14 protein-coding genes are annotated in these 15,913 nt (G+C 70.6%); 8 read left to right on the plus strand and 6 right to left on the minus strand.

Annotated features, from left to right (window positions below):
• The first annotated feature begins 114 nt into the window (after positions 1-114).
• The 4 genes from GVV75_RS06835 to GVV75_RS06850 are packed head-to-tail and all read left to right on the plus strand — an operon-like array spanning position 115 to position 4,619.
• The gene (locus GVV75_RS06835; protein WP_159524035.1) at positions 115-1,545 is read left to right on the plus strand and encodes a sugar nucleotide-binding protein; all 1,431 of its coding nucleotides are present in this window, start codon (positions 115-117) and stop codon (positions 1,543-1,545) included.
• On the plus strand, positions 1,542-3,443 hold the full coding sequence (locus tag GVV75_RS06840) for a DUF2142 domain-containing protein (protein ID WP_159814057.1): 1,902 nt from the start codon (positions 1,542-1,544) through the stop codon (positions 3,441-3,443). Before GVV75_RS06835 ends, GVV75_RS06840 begins: the two co-directional genes overlap by 4 nt.
• Complete coding sequence (locus tag GVV75_RS06845; RefSeq protein ID WP_159524037.1) at positions 3,433-4,203, plus strand: glycosyltransferase family 2 protein; 771 nt, start codon at positions 3,433-3,435, stop codon at positions 4,201-4,203. Before GVV75_RS06840 ends, GVV75_RS06845 begins: the two co-directional genes overlap by 11 nt.
• A complete protein-coding gene (locus tag GVV75_RS06850) occupies positions 4,200-4,619 on the plus strand; it encodes a DUF2304 domain-containing protein (RefSeq protein WP_159814059.1) in 420 nt (139 codons plus the stop codon). Before GVV75_RS06845 ends, GVV75_RS06850 begins: the two co-directional genes overlap by 4 nt.
• Here the strand turns inward: GVV75_RS06850 and GVV75_RS06855 are convergent.
• A complete protein-coding gene (locus tag GVV75_RS06855) occupies positions 4,607-5,716 on the minus strand; it encodes a glycosyltransferase family 4 protein (RefSeq protein WP_159814061.1) in 1,110 nt (369 codons plus the stop codon). The two genes, GVV75_RS06850 and GVV75_RS06855, sit on opposite strands and share 13 nt — an antisense overlap.
• A 224-nt stretch (positions 5,717-5,940) precedes the next feature.
• Between GVV75_RS06855 and GVV75_RS06860 the strand changes: the two genes are divergently transcribed.
• Genes GVV75_RS06860 through GVV75_RS06870 form a run of 3 tightly spaced genes read left to right on the plus strand, consistent with a single transcriptional unit; the run spans position 5,941 to position 8,970 of the window.
• On the plus strand, positions 5,941-6,786 hold the full coding sequence (locus tag GVV75_RS06860) for a LicD family protein (RefSeq protein ID WP_159524040.1): 846 nt from the start codon (positions 5,941-5,943) through the stop codon (positions 6,784-6,786).
• On the plus strand, positions 6,776-7,693 hold the full coding sequence (locus tag GVV75_RS06865) for a glycosyltransferase family A protein (protein ID WP_159626582.1): 918 nt from the start codon (positions 6,776-6,778) through the stop codon (positions 7,691-7,693). Before GVV75_RS06860 ends, GVV75_RS06865 begins: the two co-directional genes overlap by 11 nt.
• Before the next feature lie 8 nt (positions 7,694-7,701).
• The gene (locus GVV75_RS06870) at positions 7,702-8,970 is read left to right on the plus strand and encodes a lipopolysaccharide biosynthesis protein (RefSeq protein ID WP_159524042.1); all 1,269 of its coding nucleotides are present in this window, start codon (positions 7,702-7,704) and stop codon (positions 8,968-8,970) included.
• Here GVV75_RS06870 and GVV75_RS06875 read toward each other — a convergent pair.
• From GVV75_RS06875 to rfbA, 4 genes are all read right to left on the minus strand, one after another.
• Positions 8,949-9,818: a LicD family protein gene (locus tag GVV75_RS06875; protein WP_159524043.1), complete on the minus strand. Its 870-nt coding sequence runs from the start codon at positions 9,816-9,818 to the stop codon at positions 8,949-8,951. The two genes, GVV75_RS06870 and GVV75_RS06875, sit on opposite strands and share 22 nt — an antisense overlap.
• Positions 9,819-9,929: 111 nt before the next feature.
• Positions 9,930-10,880: a DMT family transporter gene (locus GVV75_RS06880; RefSeq protein WP_159814063.1), complete on the minus strand. Its 951-nt coding sequence runs from the start codon at positions 10,878-10,880 to the stop codon at positions 9,930-9,932.
• Entirely contained in the window at positions 10,880-12,706 is a 1,827-nt protein-coding gene (locus tag GVV75_RS06885) for a phosphotransferase (RefSeq protein WP_159524045.1), read from the minus strand. Before GVV75_RS06885 ends, GVV75_RS06880 begins: the two co-directional genes overlap by 1 nt.
• Before the next feature lie 110 nt (positions 12,707-12,816).
• Positions 12,817-13,689 carry a glucose-1-phosphate thymidylyltransferase RfbA gene (gene rfbA, locus GVV75_RS06890; RefSeq protein ID WP_159524046.1) on the minus strand — a complete coding sequence of 291 codons (873 nt, stop codon included), beginning with the start codon at positions 13,687-13,689 and terminating at the stop codon, positions 12,817-12,819.
• Between the two features lie 70 nt (positions 13,690-13,759).
• On the opposite strand from rfbA, the gene manA reads away from it, so the two are divergent.
• Positions 13,760-14,953, plus strand: a complete 1,194-nt coding sequence (gene manA, locus GVV75_RS06895) for a mannose-6-phosphate isomerase, class I (protein WP_159626588.1) — start codon at positions 13,760-13,762, stop codon at positions 14,951-14,953.
• Between the two features lie 3 nt (positions 14,954-14,956).
• Here the strand turns inward: manA and GVV75_RS06900 are convergent, their stop codons facing one another.
• Complete coding sequence (locus GVV75_RS06900) at positions 14,957-15,700, minus strand: TIGR03089 family protein (RefSeq protein WP_159814065.1); 744 nt, start codon at positions 15,698-15,700, stop codon at positions 14,957-14,959.
• Positions 15,701-15,913: the final 213 nt, after the last annotated feature.

Here is a 15,913-nt window from a genome sequence, read left to right on the forward strand (position 1 = left end):
GCCTGGTTGCGGCGATCACGGTGCCCGCCACCCCGCGCGGAGGATAGACTCGGCCCGATCCCAATCAGCGCCCGGTGCGCGCTGGGCGCAACGAGGAATGAGGACTACCAGCCCATGACCACCACTGCGAAGCCCCTCGGTGTTGAGACCACCCCCATCCCTGGCTTCCTTCGGATCGATCTGACCGTTCACGGGGACAACCGGGGCTGGTTCAAGGAGAATTGGCAGCGCGAGAAGATGGTGGCGCTCGGCCTGCCCGACTTCGGCCCGGTGCAGAACAACATCTCCTTCAACGACGAGGTCGGGGTGACCCGCGGCATCCACGCCGAGCCCTGGGACAAGTACGTCTCGGTGGCCACCGGGCGCGTCTTCGGCGCCTGGGTGGACCTGCGCGAGGGCCCCAGCTTCGGGGCCGTCTACACCTGCGAGATCGACCCCTCCGTCGCCGTCTTCGTGCCCCGCGGGGTGGGCAACGCCTATCAGACCCTCGAGCCGAGCACGGCCTACACCTACCTCGTCAACGATCACTGGTCGCCCGACGCCCAGTACACCTTCCTCAACCTCGCCGACGAGACCGTCGCCGTGCCCTGGCCCATCCCCCTCGACGACGCCATCCTGTCGGACAAGGACAGGGCCCACCCGCGCCTGGCCGCCGTCACCCCCTTCCCCGCTGTCGGCCGGCCCGCCGGCCCGGGGCGCCGGGTGCTCGTCACCGGCGCCAACGGCCAGCTCGGCCGCGAACTCATGAGCCAACTCGCCGACGCCGGTTACGCGGCCACCGGCGTGGACCTGCCCGAGTTCGACATCTCCGACGCCGCCGCCATGGACGCGCTCGACTGGTCCGCCTACGACATCATCATCAACGCCGCCGCCTGGACGAATGTCGACGGCGCCGAGACCCCCGAGGGCCGGCCCGCCGCCTGGCGCGCCAATGCCACCGGCCCGGCCAACCTCGCCCGCGCCGCCACCAGGCACGGCCTGACCCTCGTGCACGTCTCCAGCGAGTACACCTTCGACGGCACCACCGAGCCCCACGCCGAGGATGAGCCTCCCAGCCCCCTGGGCGTGTACGGGCAATCCAAGGCCGGTGGGGACGCCGCCGTCGTCGCCGCCCCGAGCCACTACCTCGTGCGCACCAGTTGGGTGGTGGGCGACGGGAAGAACTTCGTGCGCACCATGGCCTCGCTGGCCGAGCGCGGCATCGCCCCCAAGGTGGTCGATGACCAGACCGGCCGCCTCACCTTCACCACCGACCTGGCCGCCGGCATCATCCACCTGCTGTCCTCCTCTGCCCCCCACGGCACCTACAACCTCTCCGGCGAGGGGCCCGTGGTCTCCTGGGCGGACGTGGCCAAGCGCGTCTACGAGCGCCTCGGCCACGATCCCTCCGAGGTCACCCCCATCACCACCGAGGAGTACTTCGCGGGCCAGGACGTCGCCCCCCGGCCCCTGAAGTCCGCCCTGGACCTCAGCCGGATCAAGTCCACCGGATTCACCCCCGGCGACTCGATGGAGCGCCTCGACGCCTACATCGCGAACCTATGAGCCACGACACCATGCGGGACCACGAGGACCCTCCTCCCGCAGCCGCCGCGGCCGCCCGGTCCGGCGAGGCCCCCGGCCTTCCCGACTCCCCCAAGCGGGGCGACTCCCCGGCCGCCGTGCCCTCCTCCCGCCGCGCCGCCTGGCTGGACCGGCCCGCCACCCGCTGGATCCTCGGCGCGCTCCTGGCACTCACGGTGCTCGTCACCGGCCTCGGCTGGGCATTAGCCTCGCCGGTCGGCGGCTCCCCGGACGACGACTACCACCTGGGCGCCATCTGGTGCCCCCCGCCCGTGGAATCCTCGGGCTGCGCGACCAAGGTCATCAACAATGAGGTCCAGGTCTACGTGCCCGAGACCGTCTCGCAGCGGACCTCCTGCTTCTCCTACCCGGACGGCGATGGGACGATGCGGTGCAAGGAGGCCCTGTCCGACGACGAGTACACGTACTCGCGTCGCTACGACGCGGGCAACTACCCGGGCGGCTACTACTGGTTCCACCACCAGTTCGTCAGTGCCGACGTCACCGGCTCCGTGCTCATCATGCGCGGGGTCAACCTCCTCATCGCGATGGTGCTGCTCGGCTCCATCGGGTTCCTCCTGCCAGCGCGCTACAGGGAGAGCCTCGCCCTGACCATCCTCGTGGCCTGGATGCCCATGGGGCTCTACTTCGTGGCCTCGAACAACCCCACCTCCTGGGCCCTATCGGGCACTCTGGGGTACGCCGCCGCCCTCTTCGGCGCGCTGCGCGCGGAGGGGCGGCGCCGTTGGGCGCTCCTGGGGCTCGCGGCGGTCGGAGCGCTCCTGGCGTGCTCCGCGCGCGGGGACTCGGCCTTCTTCATTCTCGTCATCTCGCTGGCCGTGCTCGTCGGTGCCCCATGGACCAGGAGGATCCTCCCGGAGGCCGCTCTCGCCCTGACCGCCAGCGCCATCGGCGTGTGGATCATGCGGTCCACGGGCCAGGCCAGCGCCCTCGAATCCACCTCCTCCTCGGGGGAGACCGACCTGTCGATGGAGCGCCTGCACTCCCTGCTCACCTCCCTTCCCGAGTACTTCGCGGGGTTCTACGGGCAGCGCTGGGGCGCGGGCTGGTTCGACATCCCCCTCGACGGCGCCCCGGCGAGCATCGCCATCGGCCTGGCCGCGATCTGCCTGTTCGCCGGCGCCCGGAGAGTGGGGCGGCGCAAGGCGCTGAGCATCCTCATCGTCATCGGCGCCATCGCCGGGGTCCCCCTGGTCGTCTCCCTGCAGGCCGGCTTCTCGCGGGTCTACCAGTACCAGCCCCGCTACATGCTGCCGCTCCTGGCGATCCTGCTCTTCGTCTGGCTCGCGATGTCGGTCAAGGGCAGGCACGTGGTCGGCGTGCAGGTCTGGCTCATCGGGATCGGCTCGGTGCTCGTCAACGCTTTCGCGCTGCGGCGGGTCATGGAGCGCTACACGCATGGGCGCCTCGACCTCGACCACCCCATCTACAGCCTCGACCTCTTCCTGCGATGGTGGTGGCCGGATTTCCCGCTCACCCCGGAGTACACCTGGCGAGCGCTCGTCCTGGTCTACGCCGTCGCCATCGCCTCGTTGTCCATCCTGGTGTGGGGCCGACCCGCGCGGGCCATTACCGGGCCGACCGCCCCTAGCGCGGCTGGCCAGGCCGAGCCGGAGCGCCAGGAGCCGGCCGAGGACTTCGTGAGCCGGAGCTCGCCGGGGCGGCACGCGCGGATCCAGGCCGGCCAGGGGGAGGCGACCGCCCCGGAGGGCCCCGATGCTCCTGGCGCCCCTGACGCCCCTGACGCGCCTGGCGCCGCCGAGAGCGCGACGCGCCCCATCGATCCTGCGAGTCGGCCGCCGGCCCTGCCGGTGGACGGCCCTACCGATTCATCCGCAGAGGAGTCCCATGAGCGCTGAGCGCCGCCACGACCTCCTCGTCATCATCCCCGCATGGAATGAGGAGGTCGCCCTGCCGGGGGTGATCGCCGAGGTCCTGGCGACGCTCGGGGGCACCGCCGATGCCGTCGTCGTCTCGGACGGCTCGACGGATCGCACGGCGGCGCTCGCCCGCGACGCCGGGGTGACGGTCCTCGATCTGCCCATCAACCTGGGAGTCGGCGGCGCCATGCGGGCCGGCTTCGTCTACGCCGTGCGCTACGGCTACTCCTACGCGGTTCAGCTCGACGCCGATGGCCAGCACGATCCCTCCGAGGTCCCCGTGATGCTCGAATGCGCGCGCGCCACGGGGGCGGACCTCGTCATCGGCGCGCGCTTCGCGGGCAAGGGCGACTACTCGGTGCGCGGTCCCCGCCACTGGGCGATGAGGGTGCTCTCCGTGATCCTCTCCCGTGTCAGCGGGACCCGCCTGACCGACACCACCAGCGGCTTCAAGCTCTACAACCGCCGGGCCCTGGCGGTCTTCTCCCAGGACTATCCCGCCGAGTACCTGGGCGACACCATCGAGGCGCTCGTCGTCGCCAAGCGATCCGGCCTGCGGGTCCGCCAGGTCGCCGTGCGGATGCGCCCCCGCGCGGGTGGCGAGCCCTCCCACAACCCGCTCAAGGCCGCGCGCTTCCTCCTGAGGGCCTTCCTCGCCCTGGGGATCGCGCTCAGCCGCCCCAACCGGGCCGCCCCGGGCGCCGTACCCCCATCGGAGGACCAGGAGGGACGACGATGAGCTCCACCTACATACTCGGCATCATCTTCGCGATGATCGTGCTGGTCTCCATCTTCCTGCGCATGCGCAACTCCGGGATGAAGGAGGCCTACGCGACGTGGTGGATCATCATCTCCATCGGCTGCGTCTTCTTCGCCCTCATCCCCGGCGGCTTGCGGGCGGTATCCAGCCGACTGGGCGTCGAGGTGCCGCTCAACCTGGGATTCTTCGTCGCGGGGATCATCCTCCTGCTGCTCTCCCTGCGCTTCAGCGTGGACCTGTCCCACAACGCCGAGGATCGGCGTCGCCTCGCCGAGGAGATCGCCATCCTGCGCGCCGAGGTTGATCGGCTCACCGCCCGCATCGACGAGGCGGGGATCGACGCGCGGCGCCCGGGCCCGGCCAGCGGCGAGGGGCCGGGCCCTCAGGCCCGGTGATCGCTCAGGACCTCGGCGAGGATATCCGCGTACTGGCGTGAGCGCACGGGCCAGGTCCACTGCTCGATAAGGCCGCTGGGGGCCGGCGCCGGTGGGGCGGCGAGCATCGTCGCCAGGGCGTCGGTGAGGTTCTCGGCGCTGCGCTCCCCGGTGATCACGACGGGCGCCCCCTGGTCGGCCAGGATCTGGGCGCCGGGAACCTCATAGGTCACCACGCGGCCGCTCTCGGCGATCACCTCCAGGAGCGTGGTCTGGAAGCCCTCGGAGAGCACTGTCGGGTTGACCAGGGTCGCCCCGGCCAGCGCCTGGCGCACCTGGCTGGGCGGCACGCGCCCCGGGATCGACACGGCGTCATCGATGCCCAGCTCGCGGGCCATCGCCCGGGCGTCCTCCAGCTCGGCGCCCGCGCCCAGCAACTCGCCGTCGACGTCGATGCCGCGCCCCCGCAGGGCGGCGACGGAGGACAGGAAGGCGTCCCAGCCCTTGCCCGCCACGACCCTCCCGACGAACACGAGGTGGCCAGGCCTGTCCGCGGGCGCGGGATGGGGCTCGGGCGCGGGGATGGCGTTGTGGAAGACCTCGGCGCCGACGCCTGCCAAGCGCTTGATGAAGGCCGCCGACTGCGCGGAGATCGCCAGTACTCGATCGGCGTGGCGCAGAACGTAGCGGCCCATCGTCAGGTCGACCGCCCGCGAGCCCGCGAAGATGATGGGGGAGGGGGTGGCCACGAATCCCGAGCCGTGCTCGGTGTGGATCACCGGGATCCCGGCCATGCGCGCCGCCCGCAGCCCGACGAGGCTCATGGGGAAGAAGCGCGTGTGCGTGCCCACGATGTCGATCCGGTTCTCGCGCAGGAACCGGGCGATGCGCCTGGTCGTGCCCACGCTCGGGAAGCTGATGACCTCCGCGATGGGGAGGTGGCCGCGCCCCGTGAGGACCCGCACGCCGTCGTCATCGCGGAGCCCGGGGCTGTCTGAAAGGGTGAGCACCCACACCTCGTGGCCCAGATCGCGCAGCCCCTGCGCCAGGTTGGAGACGTGGTTCTCAAGGCCGCCCAGGTGGGGCGGGTAGGTGTTGATGACCAGGGCGAGTCTCATGCGTGCTTCCATCGGTGGGATGCGGGGTGGCGAAGGTGCGCCCCAGGGGGAATGGTCTCACACGCGGGGCCATCGATGACGCGGTGCTGGGGTGGCGGCCCCCGGGCGTCCCCGGCGGTGGGGAGGGAGCGGGTAGCATCGACGGCGCGCCCGCCTCCGCGACCGGGGTGCCCGCCCCGCTCGATCCCCGCACGATCCGGCGCCTGCGATGAGAAAGGCCAGCGATGGAAGCGCTCTCACAAGAGGAGATCAAGAAGATCGAGCTCGACGTCCTGCGCGAGCTGGATCGCGTGTGCGCGGAGCACGGCCTGACCTACTTCCTGGCCTACGGCACTCTCATCGGCGCGCTGCGCCACGAGGGCTTCATCCCCTGGGACGACGACATCGACGTCGTCATGCCCCGCGACGACTACGAGGCCCTCTTCCGCCTGTGCCGCGCGGGCGCCCTCGCGGACCGCTACAAGCTGGTCTCCTACCGGGACCGCACGTCGATCTACCCCTTCTTCAAGCTCGTGGACACCCGTACGCGCGCGGAGGAGACCTTCATCGATGAGGAGTTGGCCCTGGGCCTGTGGGTCGACATCTTCCCCCTGGAGCGCGTGAGGCTGTCCGACCCGAGCATGCGCCGCGTGCGCGCCAAGGCGGCCCGGCTCGTGCGATGGCGCTCGCTCGCCGCCACCGATCCCCGCTACGCCACCTCCGGCGCCGCCAAGTTCGTCAAGCGCGTCATCCACCCGGTCACCCGCCGCCTCGACCCCTATCGGATCGCCGCCAAGGCCGATGCCCTGGCGCGCGGGGTGAATATCAAGGACGCCTCCGCCCAGGATGACGACATCCGCTACGTCCTGCTCGTGGACGACCACATGGATAAGAACACCCTGGAGCCCCGGGCGCTCTTCCCCGCGGCCCGCGCGGCTTTCGAGGGCGGGACGTACCCCGTGCCCGCCAAGGCGGCCCAGGTGCTGGCCGACTACTACGGCGACTGGGAGCGCATCCCGCCCGCCGAGGAGCGCCCGCCTGCGCACCTGCGCGCCGTCACCTGGGTGGAGGGGGCCGACCGTGACGCCTGAGAGCCCTGCGCCCGCGGAGAGCCGCACCGGCCCCGCGCCCAAAACCGTCTGCGTGTTCACCCCCACCTATGAGCGCGCCTACATCCTGCCCGTCCTCTACGACAGCCTCGTGGCGCAGACCTCCCACGACTTCGTGTGGATGATCGTCGACGACGGCTCCACCGACGGCACCGAGGAGCTCGTCGCCTCATGGATCGAGCGCGGCGAGATCGAGATCGACTACGTCAAGACCGCGAATGGCGGCAAGCCCCGGGCCATCAACCTCGGTGTGGAGCGGGCCACCAGCCCGCTGTTCTTCGTCGTCGACTCCGACGACTGGCTGCTCCCCGGCGCCATCGAGCACGTGCTGGCCACCTGGGCGACCATCGAGGGGCAGGACCGCTACGCCGGGATCGTCGCCCTGCGCGGCACGGATGAGCGCACCCCCATGGACACGTGGATGCCCGAGGGCGCGCGCGACGTGAAGTACTGGGACCTCTTCGAGACGATGGGCTTTAGGGGGGACACCTCCCTCATTCATCGCACCGAGGTCCTGCGGGACTACCCCTACGACGTCGCCCCCGGGGAGATCTTCATCGCCGAGACCTCGGTCTACTACCGTCTCGACGAGCGCTACGTCATGCTCGCCGACAACACGATCCTCACGATCTGCCACTACCTGCCCGACGGGCTCACCCACAATTTCGCGGCCAATGCCAAGCGGAACCCCATCGGCTACTGGAAGCACAAGCGCTACTGCGCCGAGCGCTCCACCACGATCAAGGGCAGGGTCCGCGAGACGCTGCTGTACCTTGTGGGCTGCCGACTGGCCGGGCAGTCCGGAGCCCTGCGCATGGCGCCCAACAAGCCGGTGGCCCTGGCCTGCTACCTGCCCGCGCTGGTGGCCAGGTACGCGTTGTTCAGATAGGAGTGCCGATGGCGCAGGTGGAGGCCCTGTCCCTCCGGACGAACATGTTGTGGAGCTCAGCCGGGTCGATCATCCGGCTGGCCTGCAACTACCTGGTGGGGGTCGCCGTCGTGCGGCTCTCGCACGGGTTCGACGCCGCGGGCGGGCTCGCGCTCGTCATGGCGATCGCGAACCTCATCAACCCCTTCGCCGACTACCGCCTGCGCACGATCCAGGTCACCGACACCAAGGGCGAGCGCAGCGCCGGGGAGTACGTGGGCCTGCGGGTGCTGACCACTGCCTTGGCCTTCCTCCTTGGCATCGTCTACTCCCTGGCCACGGCGTCATTCGACGCCCTGCCGCTTATCGCCGTGTACCTGGTCTACTCCCTGGCGACGAACTTCATCGAGGTCCTTCACGCCATCGATCAGCGGCACCGGCGGATGGACTACATCGGTAAGTCCTACATGCTCCAGGGCGTCACCACCCTGGCGGGCTTCTGCGTTGTCCTGTGGCTGGCGAACTCCCTCATGGCGGCCATCATCACCATGGCGGTGGTGACCATCCTCGTGGGTGTCGTCTACGACGTGCCGCGCTCGGCCCAGTTCGAGCGCCTGCGCCCCGTCATCGACCTCCGCGCCGCCGCGTCCCTGCTGGTCACCCTCTTCCCCCTCGTCATCGCCCAGGTCTGCAGCTCTTCCGTCCTGACGCTGCCCCGCCAGTACCTGGAGTCCTCCGTCGGGAGCGAGGCGCTGGGGATCTACAACTCCGTGGCCTCGCCCGTCGTCATCGTGCAGATGGGCGCCGTCTACGTCTACAGCCCCCTCATGGGGGAGTTCGCGGACCGCTTCCACTCCGATAAGCGCTCGGCCCTGACCCTCCTGTGGCGGACCATCGGCGGGATCCTCGTGGTCACCGCCGTCACGGCGGCCCTGCTGCTGCTCCTGGGCGATCCCGTGCTGCGGCTCATCTTCGGCGACAAGATCATCGGGCACACGGACCTGCTGCTGCCCGCGGTCGTGTGCACGGTCATGACGGCCTTCGCCTGGTTCATGAACGACCTGCTCATCGCCGTGCGCGACCTCAAGGCGAGCTTCCTGGGTAACGCCCTCGCCGCGTTGGCCTCCCTGGTTTCGATGAAGATGCTCGTGGACGCCTTCGGGATGAACGGGGTCAGCTGGGTCGGCGTGCTGTCCTACTCCCTGGCCGTGGTACTGCTGGCCCTGTTCTTGGCCCGCGATTACCGCCGGATCGGGGAGCCCCCGCTGACGCCGTCTCACTCCTCCCCGAGGTCGTGATCCCCGAAGTCCACCAGTGAGGGCTTGTGGTTGACCCGCTCTGAGACCGGCGGAATCGTCATGTAGTCGCCATAGCCCCGGGTGAGCACCGCGTCATAGGCGTGGGGCATCCGGATCGTCATGTCCTCGAAGGGCAGGGCGACGGTGGGCAGCAACTCATCACGGCGGATGGACCAGCGCCTGGGGTCCTGGGTGGAGAAATCGCCCAGCCACACCGAGTCCTCGCCCTCGTGGGAGCGCGCGGCGCGGTCCCAGCGCTCGTACAGGGCGCGCGGTGAGACCCGGGCGGCCCTCAAGCCCCAGTGGATGGCGCGCAGGACGACGGCGGCCGCCTGCCTCGCGGGCGCGGGCAGCGGGACCTCAGCGGTGGGCGTCCCGCGCAGGTACATGAGCCGCCCCCATACCCAGGTCCGCCGCGCCATCCGCTTGAAGGCGCGCTCGTCGTCGGGCAGGACGTCCAAGGGGAAGACGTCGACGCCGATGGGCACCCGGTAGGCGCGGTCACGCGCGATCTCCGGGATGAAGGCGGTCCCGGCCAGGCCCAGCACGCCGAAGGTCTTGGGGTAGTCCGGGGAGTTGCGGGAGCTGAGCAGCACGAAGCCGGGGCCCAGGACGCGATCGGCCTCGGCGAGGAGGCGCTCGTAGTCCGGGCGCGGCATGACGACGTCGACGTCGTCGTCCCAGGGGATGAAGCCCTGGTGCCGGGCCGCGCCGATCGCGGTGCCCCCGTAGGCGGCGTACTCCAGTCCCAACTCGGCGCAGACGCGGTCGAGCTCGGCCAGTGCGAGGGCGGTGGCCCTCTGGACGCGCTTGAGGAGGGCGGGATCGTCGTAGCCGGTGGTGCTCATGGGCTCATCCTCTCCCGCGGGGGCGCCGACCAGGAAGCCGCGGCGCGACGTGTCGGACCGCCCCGCGGCGCGCGGCGTGGCGAGCGGGTGGGGCCGGGCGCGGCCCCGTCCTCACGCCTCCTTCGCGAGCGCGGGGGCGCGGCGCGTGAGCCGCAGGTCGGACCAGTTGGCGGTGGCGGCCAGGACCGTGCCCACGAGGATGACGGCGCAGCACACCACCTGCGAGGCGGTGGGGATGGTCCCCTGCAGGACGAGGGCGAAGATGACCGCCCACGCGGAGTAGGAGATGTTGAGGGCCATGCCCCGGGAGGCGCCGATCGTGCCCAGGGCCTTGTAGTAGAAGAGGTACGAGGTGGTCCCGGCGATGGCCGCCAGGGCGATGACGCCGGTGGCCGGCGTCAGGGAGACGCGCGCGGAGAATCCGAGGGCCCCCACGATCGGGGCCACCACGAGCAGGTAGGTCAGGCCCGATGTCGTCTGACGGATTTGCAGGGCGGTCTCGTTGTCCACGGAGTCGTCGCGCATCCCCCAGGTGAGGATGACGGCCTCGGATCCCCAGCCGAAGACGCAGGCCAGGGCCGCGATAATCCCCAGGATCGCGTTGCCGCCGCCGAAGTCGGCGGAGGAGGACCAGCCGATCGCGATGATGGCGGCCAGGGCCGCGAGGAGGGCCACGACCTGGCGCGGCCTCATGCGCTCGCCGAGGATGAGGTAGGCCAGCAGCGTGCCCAGGGCCGGGTAGAAGGTGGAGATGATCGCGGTGTAGGAGGGGCCGATGTTGTTGATGGCGATGAGGTAGCCGCTCATGCCCACCGGCCCGCCGAGGAGGGCGGCCAGCGCCACGACCCTTCCCGAGCGGGTGCGCAGGGCGGCGAGCGTGTGGCGCAGGCGCCCCCGTGCGCCCATGTAGGCCATGAGGAGCAGCGCGGAGATGACGTCGTGGAGGAGGGCGCTGGCGATGGGCGCCTGCGGGGCCCCGAGGAACGGGGCGAGGGCGACGGCCATGGCCAGGATGACGGTGTCGAGGCCCCAGGTGGCCCCGCTGATGGCTCCGTAGCGCATCAGGCGCTCCTCCTCGCGCTCAGGGCCTCCGGGGGGCCCGTGAGGTCCGTGCCGGAGATGTAGGAGTCCAGGAGGGAGTCGACGTAGTCGACGGCGTGCCGGTAGTAGATGAGGAACCACTCGCCGACGTCGTCGCCCTCAACCTCCTTGACCAGGGACCACACGTACCAGCACCAGCCGGCGAAGGTGACGTAGGACCAGAAGTGGCGCCGCTCGACGGGGGTGGGGGTGCGGCCGAAGTAGTAGCCCAGGGCGTCCTCGGCGCGCTCGGCGCCCAGTTGCGCGCAGACCACCATCGTGCCGAAGTCGGCGGCGACGTCGGACATGCCGGCGTACTCCCAGTCGATGAGGGAGAGTTCGCCGGAGGCGTCCACGAGGAAGTTCAGCGGGAAGAAGTCGTTATGGCTGGGGGCCAGCCCGAAGCCGTCGGCGTCGGCGAACTCCTTGAGGCGCAGCACCTTGGCGCGCAGTTCGTCGTAGCCGGGGATGTCGATGGGGCCCCGGGCCGCCAGAAGGGACTCGTAGCGCAGCCCCTCGGTCACGAAATCAAAGCTGCGCGCGAGCTCGCGTCCCGACTCGTGCAGGGCGCGGTCCATGCGCATGGCCCGCTCCAACTCGCTGGGATTGGACACGTCCAGGTTGCGGCAGTCGGGGACGTAGCGGGAGATCTTCCAGCCCTGCTCCGGGTCCCCGGCCAGGAAGGTGGAGTCCAGGCCGAGCTCGCCGGCGAGCCGAAGGGCCTCGATCTCCGCGCGGCGGTCGATGAGCTGGTTGGTGCCTGCGCCGGGGTGGCGGTAGACGTACTCGTCCTCGCCTACGGAGAAGTGGCAGGACAGGTTCGTGATGCCCTGCTTGAGGGGGTAGAAGGCGCCGATCTGGCCGCGCTCGCAGCCCAGGGCGGTCGAGATGTTCTCGAAGACCTCCGAGTCGATGTTCTCCATGAAGGCGGGGTCGAAGGTGCGCAGCTCGTCGATGGAGTCGAACTCGTGGATGACGCCGTCGGGGTACTTCCGGATCACCATGTCGAGGCTCTTGATGTGATCGAGGTAGATGGACTCCCACAGCTTGGGGGCCGTCTCGGGCAACTCGTAGACGGACTCCAGGATCGTGCGGAACGCGGTGGAGAAGGCCCGGTCGAAATAGGCGTGGCCGAGCATCGTCCAGGCGTCAGCCCCTCCGACGGTTGCCCCGGTGATCCGCCCGCCCGCGCCGGTGGTCAGGCACCACTCCTGGGTGGGGCCGGCGATGTACGTTGCCGAGTAGTAGGCCTGGTAGACGTGGGACTCGAAGGGGTTGATCGTGAAGTAGTCGTCCGAGGAGCAGATGTAGGTGTTGGCCAGGTCCTCCTTGACCAGCCACAGGGAGCCGTTGTTGTTGCGGGTCGCGTACTCCTTGTTGACCACGATCCTGGCCCCGTAGCGCTCGGCCAGGGAGAAGAAGTACTCCTTCTTGTAGCCCACGACGATCGTGATGTCAGTGATCCCGGCCTCGTGGAGTTGGCGGATCTGGCGCTCGACGAGGACCTCCCCGCGCACCTTGAGGATGCCCTTGGGGCGCTCGTAGGAGATCGGGGCGAAGCGACTGGACATGCCCGCCGCCAGGATGATCGCGTTGTCCACCCGGTAGGGCTCCAGTGCGGCCCTGCCGGAGGCGGTCAGCTCGCGCTCGGCGATGTAGCCGGCGGCCTCGCACTCGCGCACCGCGGCGTTGACGCTGCCCAGCGACATGCCCGTGGACTCCTGGATCTGCCGCTGGGTCAGGGCCGCGTCCGCGCGCAGGAGCGCGGCCAGGGTGTCGAACTGGGGCTGGGTGAGGGTGCCGGGCATGGGACGGCCTCCTGTTCGGATCTGAATGGGAATCTCGTATGTTCGAGGCTAGTCCCATGTGCTCAGAAATTGAACAGGAGGCCGTGTTGCCTTCGTCTCGTCGGCGGTCCTCAGCGGCGCCCGCGGGCCAGGAGGTCGAGGAGGTACTGGCCGTAGCCCGACTTGACCAGGGGTTCGGCGCGCTGGCGCAGGCCGTCGTCGTCAATGAAGCCCATGCGCCACGCGATCTCCTCCGGGCAGCCGATGTTGAGGCCCTGGCGGTGCTGGATGGTGCGGATGAAGGCGGTGGCGTCCGCCAACGAGTCGAAGGTGCCGGTGTCCAGCCAGGCGGTGCCGCGGGGCAGGACCTCCACGGTGAGGCGCCCGGCCTCCAGGTAGGCGCGGTTGACATCGGTGATCTCGTACTCGCCACGGGCCGAGGGGGCCAGGTCGCGGGCGATGGCGACGACGTCGTTGTCGTAGAAGTACAGGCCGGGCACCGCGTAGTCGGACTTGGGGTGGGCGGGCTTCTCCTCGATGGAGACGGCCTTGAAGTCCGCGTCGAACTCCACGACGCCGTAGGCGGTGGGGTCGGCCACCTGGTAGGCGTAGACGACTCCGCCGTCGGGGCTCGTGTGGCGGCGCAACTGGGTGCCCATGCCGGGGCCGTAGAAGATGTTGTCGCCCAGGACCAGGGCCGCGCTCTCGCCCCCGATGAAGTCGGCGCCGAGCACGAAGGCCTGCGCCAGCCCGTTGGGCGTCTCCTGGACCGCGTACGACAGGTTGACCCCCAACTGCGAGCCGTCGCCCAGCAGGCGGTGGAAACTGGGGGCGTCGTGCGGGGTGGTGATGACCAGGACGTCCTGGATGCCGGCCAGCATGAGCGTGGACAGCGGGTAGTAGATCATCGGCTTGTCGTACACCGGCACCAGCTGCTTGGAGGTGCCCAGGGTGATCGGGTTGAGTCGTGTGCCGGAGCCGCCGGCCAGGATGATGCCTCGCATAGTCCCCAAGTGTGTACCATCCGACCCTCCCACGGGTGAAACCCGCCGGTGCTGCAGCTACGGTGTGCCTATGGAGAGACTCCACGGCTTCCGCCAGAGGTACGACTGGGGGCACCCCACCGCCATCCCCGAACTCCTGGGGGAGGCGCCCGACGGCGCGCCCTGGGCCGAGCAGTGGCTCGGCGCCCACCCCCTCGGGCCGGCCACCATGGGGGAGGGGGCGGGCACCCTCGCCCAGCGGATCGCCGCCGAGCCCGCCCGCCTCCTGGGTGAGGACGTCATGCTCTGCTTCGGGCCCCGGCTGCCCTTCCTGCTCAAGATCATCGCCCCCGCGCGTGCCCTGTCCCTCCAGGTCCACCCCTCCATAGGGCAGGCCATCGAGGGCTATGAGGCCGAGGATCGGGCCGGCATCGACCTGGCCAGCCCCGTGCGCAACTACAAGGACCGCAACCACAAGCCCGAGATGGTCCTGGCCCTGACCGATTTCGAGGCGGTCGCGGGCTTCCGCGCCCCCCGCCGCGCGGCGGAGGTGCTCTCGGGGCTCTCCTCCCCCCTGGCCCGCCGCATGCGCCGGACCCTGCGCCTGGCGCCCGGCCGCTTCGGCATCCGCCAGGCGTTCACCGACATCGTCTCCGTGGACAGCCGTCCCAGCGGTGAGGAGATCTCCGAGCTCGTCGCCGAGCTCGCGGCCCGCCTGGCCGCGGGGGTCTCGCCGTCGCGGCGCGCGGACTCCAACGCGGTGGAGATGGCCCGTGCCTTCCCCGGCGACCCCGGGATCGCCGCCGCCCTCCTGCTCAACCCGGTGACCCTGCGCGCAGGGGAGGCGCTCTTCGTCCCCGCGGGCTCCGTCCACGCGTACATCAGCGGGCTCGGCGTGGAGATCATGGCCTCCTCCGACAACGTCCTGAGGGCCGGGCTCACCCCCAAGCACATCGACATCCCGGAGATGCTCGCCTGCGTCGACTACGTGGCCGCGCCGCCGGTGCGGCCCGCCCCCGAGTACCTCTCGCGGGCGACCCGGGCCTACTACGCGCCGGTGGACGATTTCGAACTGCTCGTCACCGACGTCGCGGCGGCCGATGGCGCCGTGGGGGTCCCCGGGCGCGGTCCGCGCATCCTGCTCGGCATCGACGGCCGCGTAGAGGTCTCGACGACGGCGGGGCGCGAGCGGCTCCAGCGGGGGCAGGCGCTGTTCGTCGGGGCGGACGAGCGGGCGCTCACCGTCGAGGGCGACGGGAGCGTCGTCCAGGCGGATGTGCCCTGACCCTCAGGCGGCCCCCTCCTGACGGGCGGCCGCGGTGGCGAGCGCGTCGTCGGCGCCCGGCGCCAGGAGCACGGCGGCGCGCCCATCCCTCCAGGCGGCGAGGATGGCGCGCATCGCGGCCGGCATCGTCTCGTGGCGGATGAGGACCGCGCCGGGAGTCCCGGGCGTGGCGCCCGCCGGGCCCGTGGCGGGGGGCAGGGAGTCGACCAGCGCCCCCCGGTCGAGGCTCCGCCCCGCGCCGGGCCCGCCAGGCGCCCCGGTGGCCTCGATGAGCGCGGGGGCTCCGGGCGCCGCCGGGAGGGCTGGGAAGGAGTCCGGATGGGCCATGAGATCGGCGACGCCGTCGCTTACCAGGGGCGGCAGCGCGCCCGGCCAGCGCAGGGCGAGCGAGGCCCGGGCCACGAGGGCCTGGACGTCGGCGTCCTGGTGGAGCCGGTCGGGGGAGAAGGCGACGCTGACGGCGGGCGCGACGGCGGTGCTGGTCTCGTCGGCGCCCGCGTCCAGGACGCCGCCCCCCGCCTGCCAGGTCCCGAGCCACCAGGTCACCGTCCTCCAGTGGGGCTCCAGCGCGCAGTGGACGAGGGGCGCGGGGCCCGCCTCGGCGTCGAGGAAGGCGGCGGTCTTCGACGACCACATCGCCAGCACGCGCCCCGTCAGCTCGATGCGCTCCTCGGGCGCGTACCAGATCAGCCAGGGGCGATCGCCGTCGGCCGAGGTCGGGAGGAGTGGGATGAGGGGGTCGTTCATAGCCGGATTCAATCAGAGTTGAGGCGCTTCTGAGGGTCCCCGGCGAGGCTCGGTGACGGGGTTTTCCGCGGAACGGCGGGTGATCTGCGGGCTTGAGTGGCGCGTCTCAACTCGGTCTCAGCAGATCATGTGGCCTTTCTCGGCTTGATACCTGGTCTTACAGACGTGTAGTTTGGTTTCATCAGTTGATCCTCTCTGAAGGGAAGCCATCGT

The organism is Actinomyces sp. zg328, from assembly GCF_009829635.1.
GTDB lineage: Bacteria > Actinomycetota > Actinomycetes > Actinomycetales > Actinomycetaceae > Actinomyces > Actinomyces marmotae.

What these genes read in the sequence shown, in the direction of transcription:
- GVV75_RS06835 (WP_159524035.1), top strand. Translation starts at nt 115, where the DNA reads ATGACCACCACTGCGAAGCCCCTCGGTGTTGAGACCACCCCCATCCCT.
- GVV75_RS06840 (WP_159814057.1), top strand. Translation starts at nt 1,542, where the DNA reads ATGAGCCACGACACCATGCGGGACCACGAGGACCCTCCTCCCGCAGCC.
- GVV75_RS06845 (WP_159524037.1), top strand. Translation starts at nt 3,433, where the DNA reads ATGAGCGCTGAGCGCCGCCACGACCTCCTCGTCATCATCCCCGCATGG.
- GVV75_RS06850 (WP_159814059.1), top strand. Translation starts at nt 4,200, where the DNA reads ATGAGCTCCACCTACATACTCGGCATCATCTTCGCGATGATCGTGCTG.
- GVV75_RS06855 (WP_159814061.1), bottom strand. Translation starts at nt 5,716, where the DNA reads ATGAGACTCGCCCTGGTCATCAACACCTACCCGCCCCACCTGGGCGGC.
- GVV75_RS06860 (WP_159524040.1), top strand. Translation starts at nt 5,941, where the DNA reads ATGGAAGCGCTCTCACAAGAGGAGATCAAGAAGATCGAGCTCGACGTC.
- GVV75_RS06870 (WP_159524042.1), top strand. Translation starts at nt 7,702, where the DNA reads ATGGCGCAGGTGGAGGCCCTGTCCCTCCGGACGAACATGTTGTGGAGC.
- GVV75_RS06875 (WP_159524043.1), bottom strand. Translation starts at nt 9,818, where the DNA reads ATGAGCACCACCGGCTACGACGATCCCGCCCTCCTCAAGCGCGTCCAG.
- GVV75_RS06880 (WP_159814063.1), bottom strand. Translation starts at nt 10,880, where the DNA reads ATGCGCTACGGAGCCATCAGCGGGGCCACCTGGGGCCTCGACACCGTC.
- GVV75_RS06885 (WP_159524045.1), bottom strand. Translation starts at nt 12,706, where the DNA reads ATGCCCGGCACCCTCACCCAGCCCCAGTTCGACACCCTGGCCGCGCTC.
- rfbA (WP_159524046.1), bottom strand. Translation starts at nt 13,689, where the DNA reads ATGCGAGGCATCATCCTGGCCGGCGGCTCCGGCACACGACTCAACCCG.
- manA (WP_159626588.1), top strand. Translation starts at nt 13,760, where the DNA reads ATGGAGAGACTCCACGGCTTCCGCCAGAGGTACGACTGGGGGCACCCC.
- GVV75_RS06900 (WP_159814065.1), bottom strand. Translation starts at nt 15,700, where the DNA reads ATGAACGACCCCCTCATCCCACTCCTCCCGACCTCGGCCGACGGCGAT.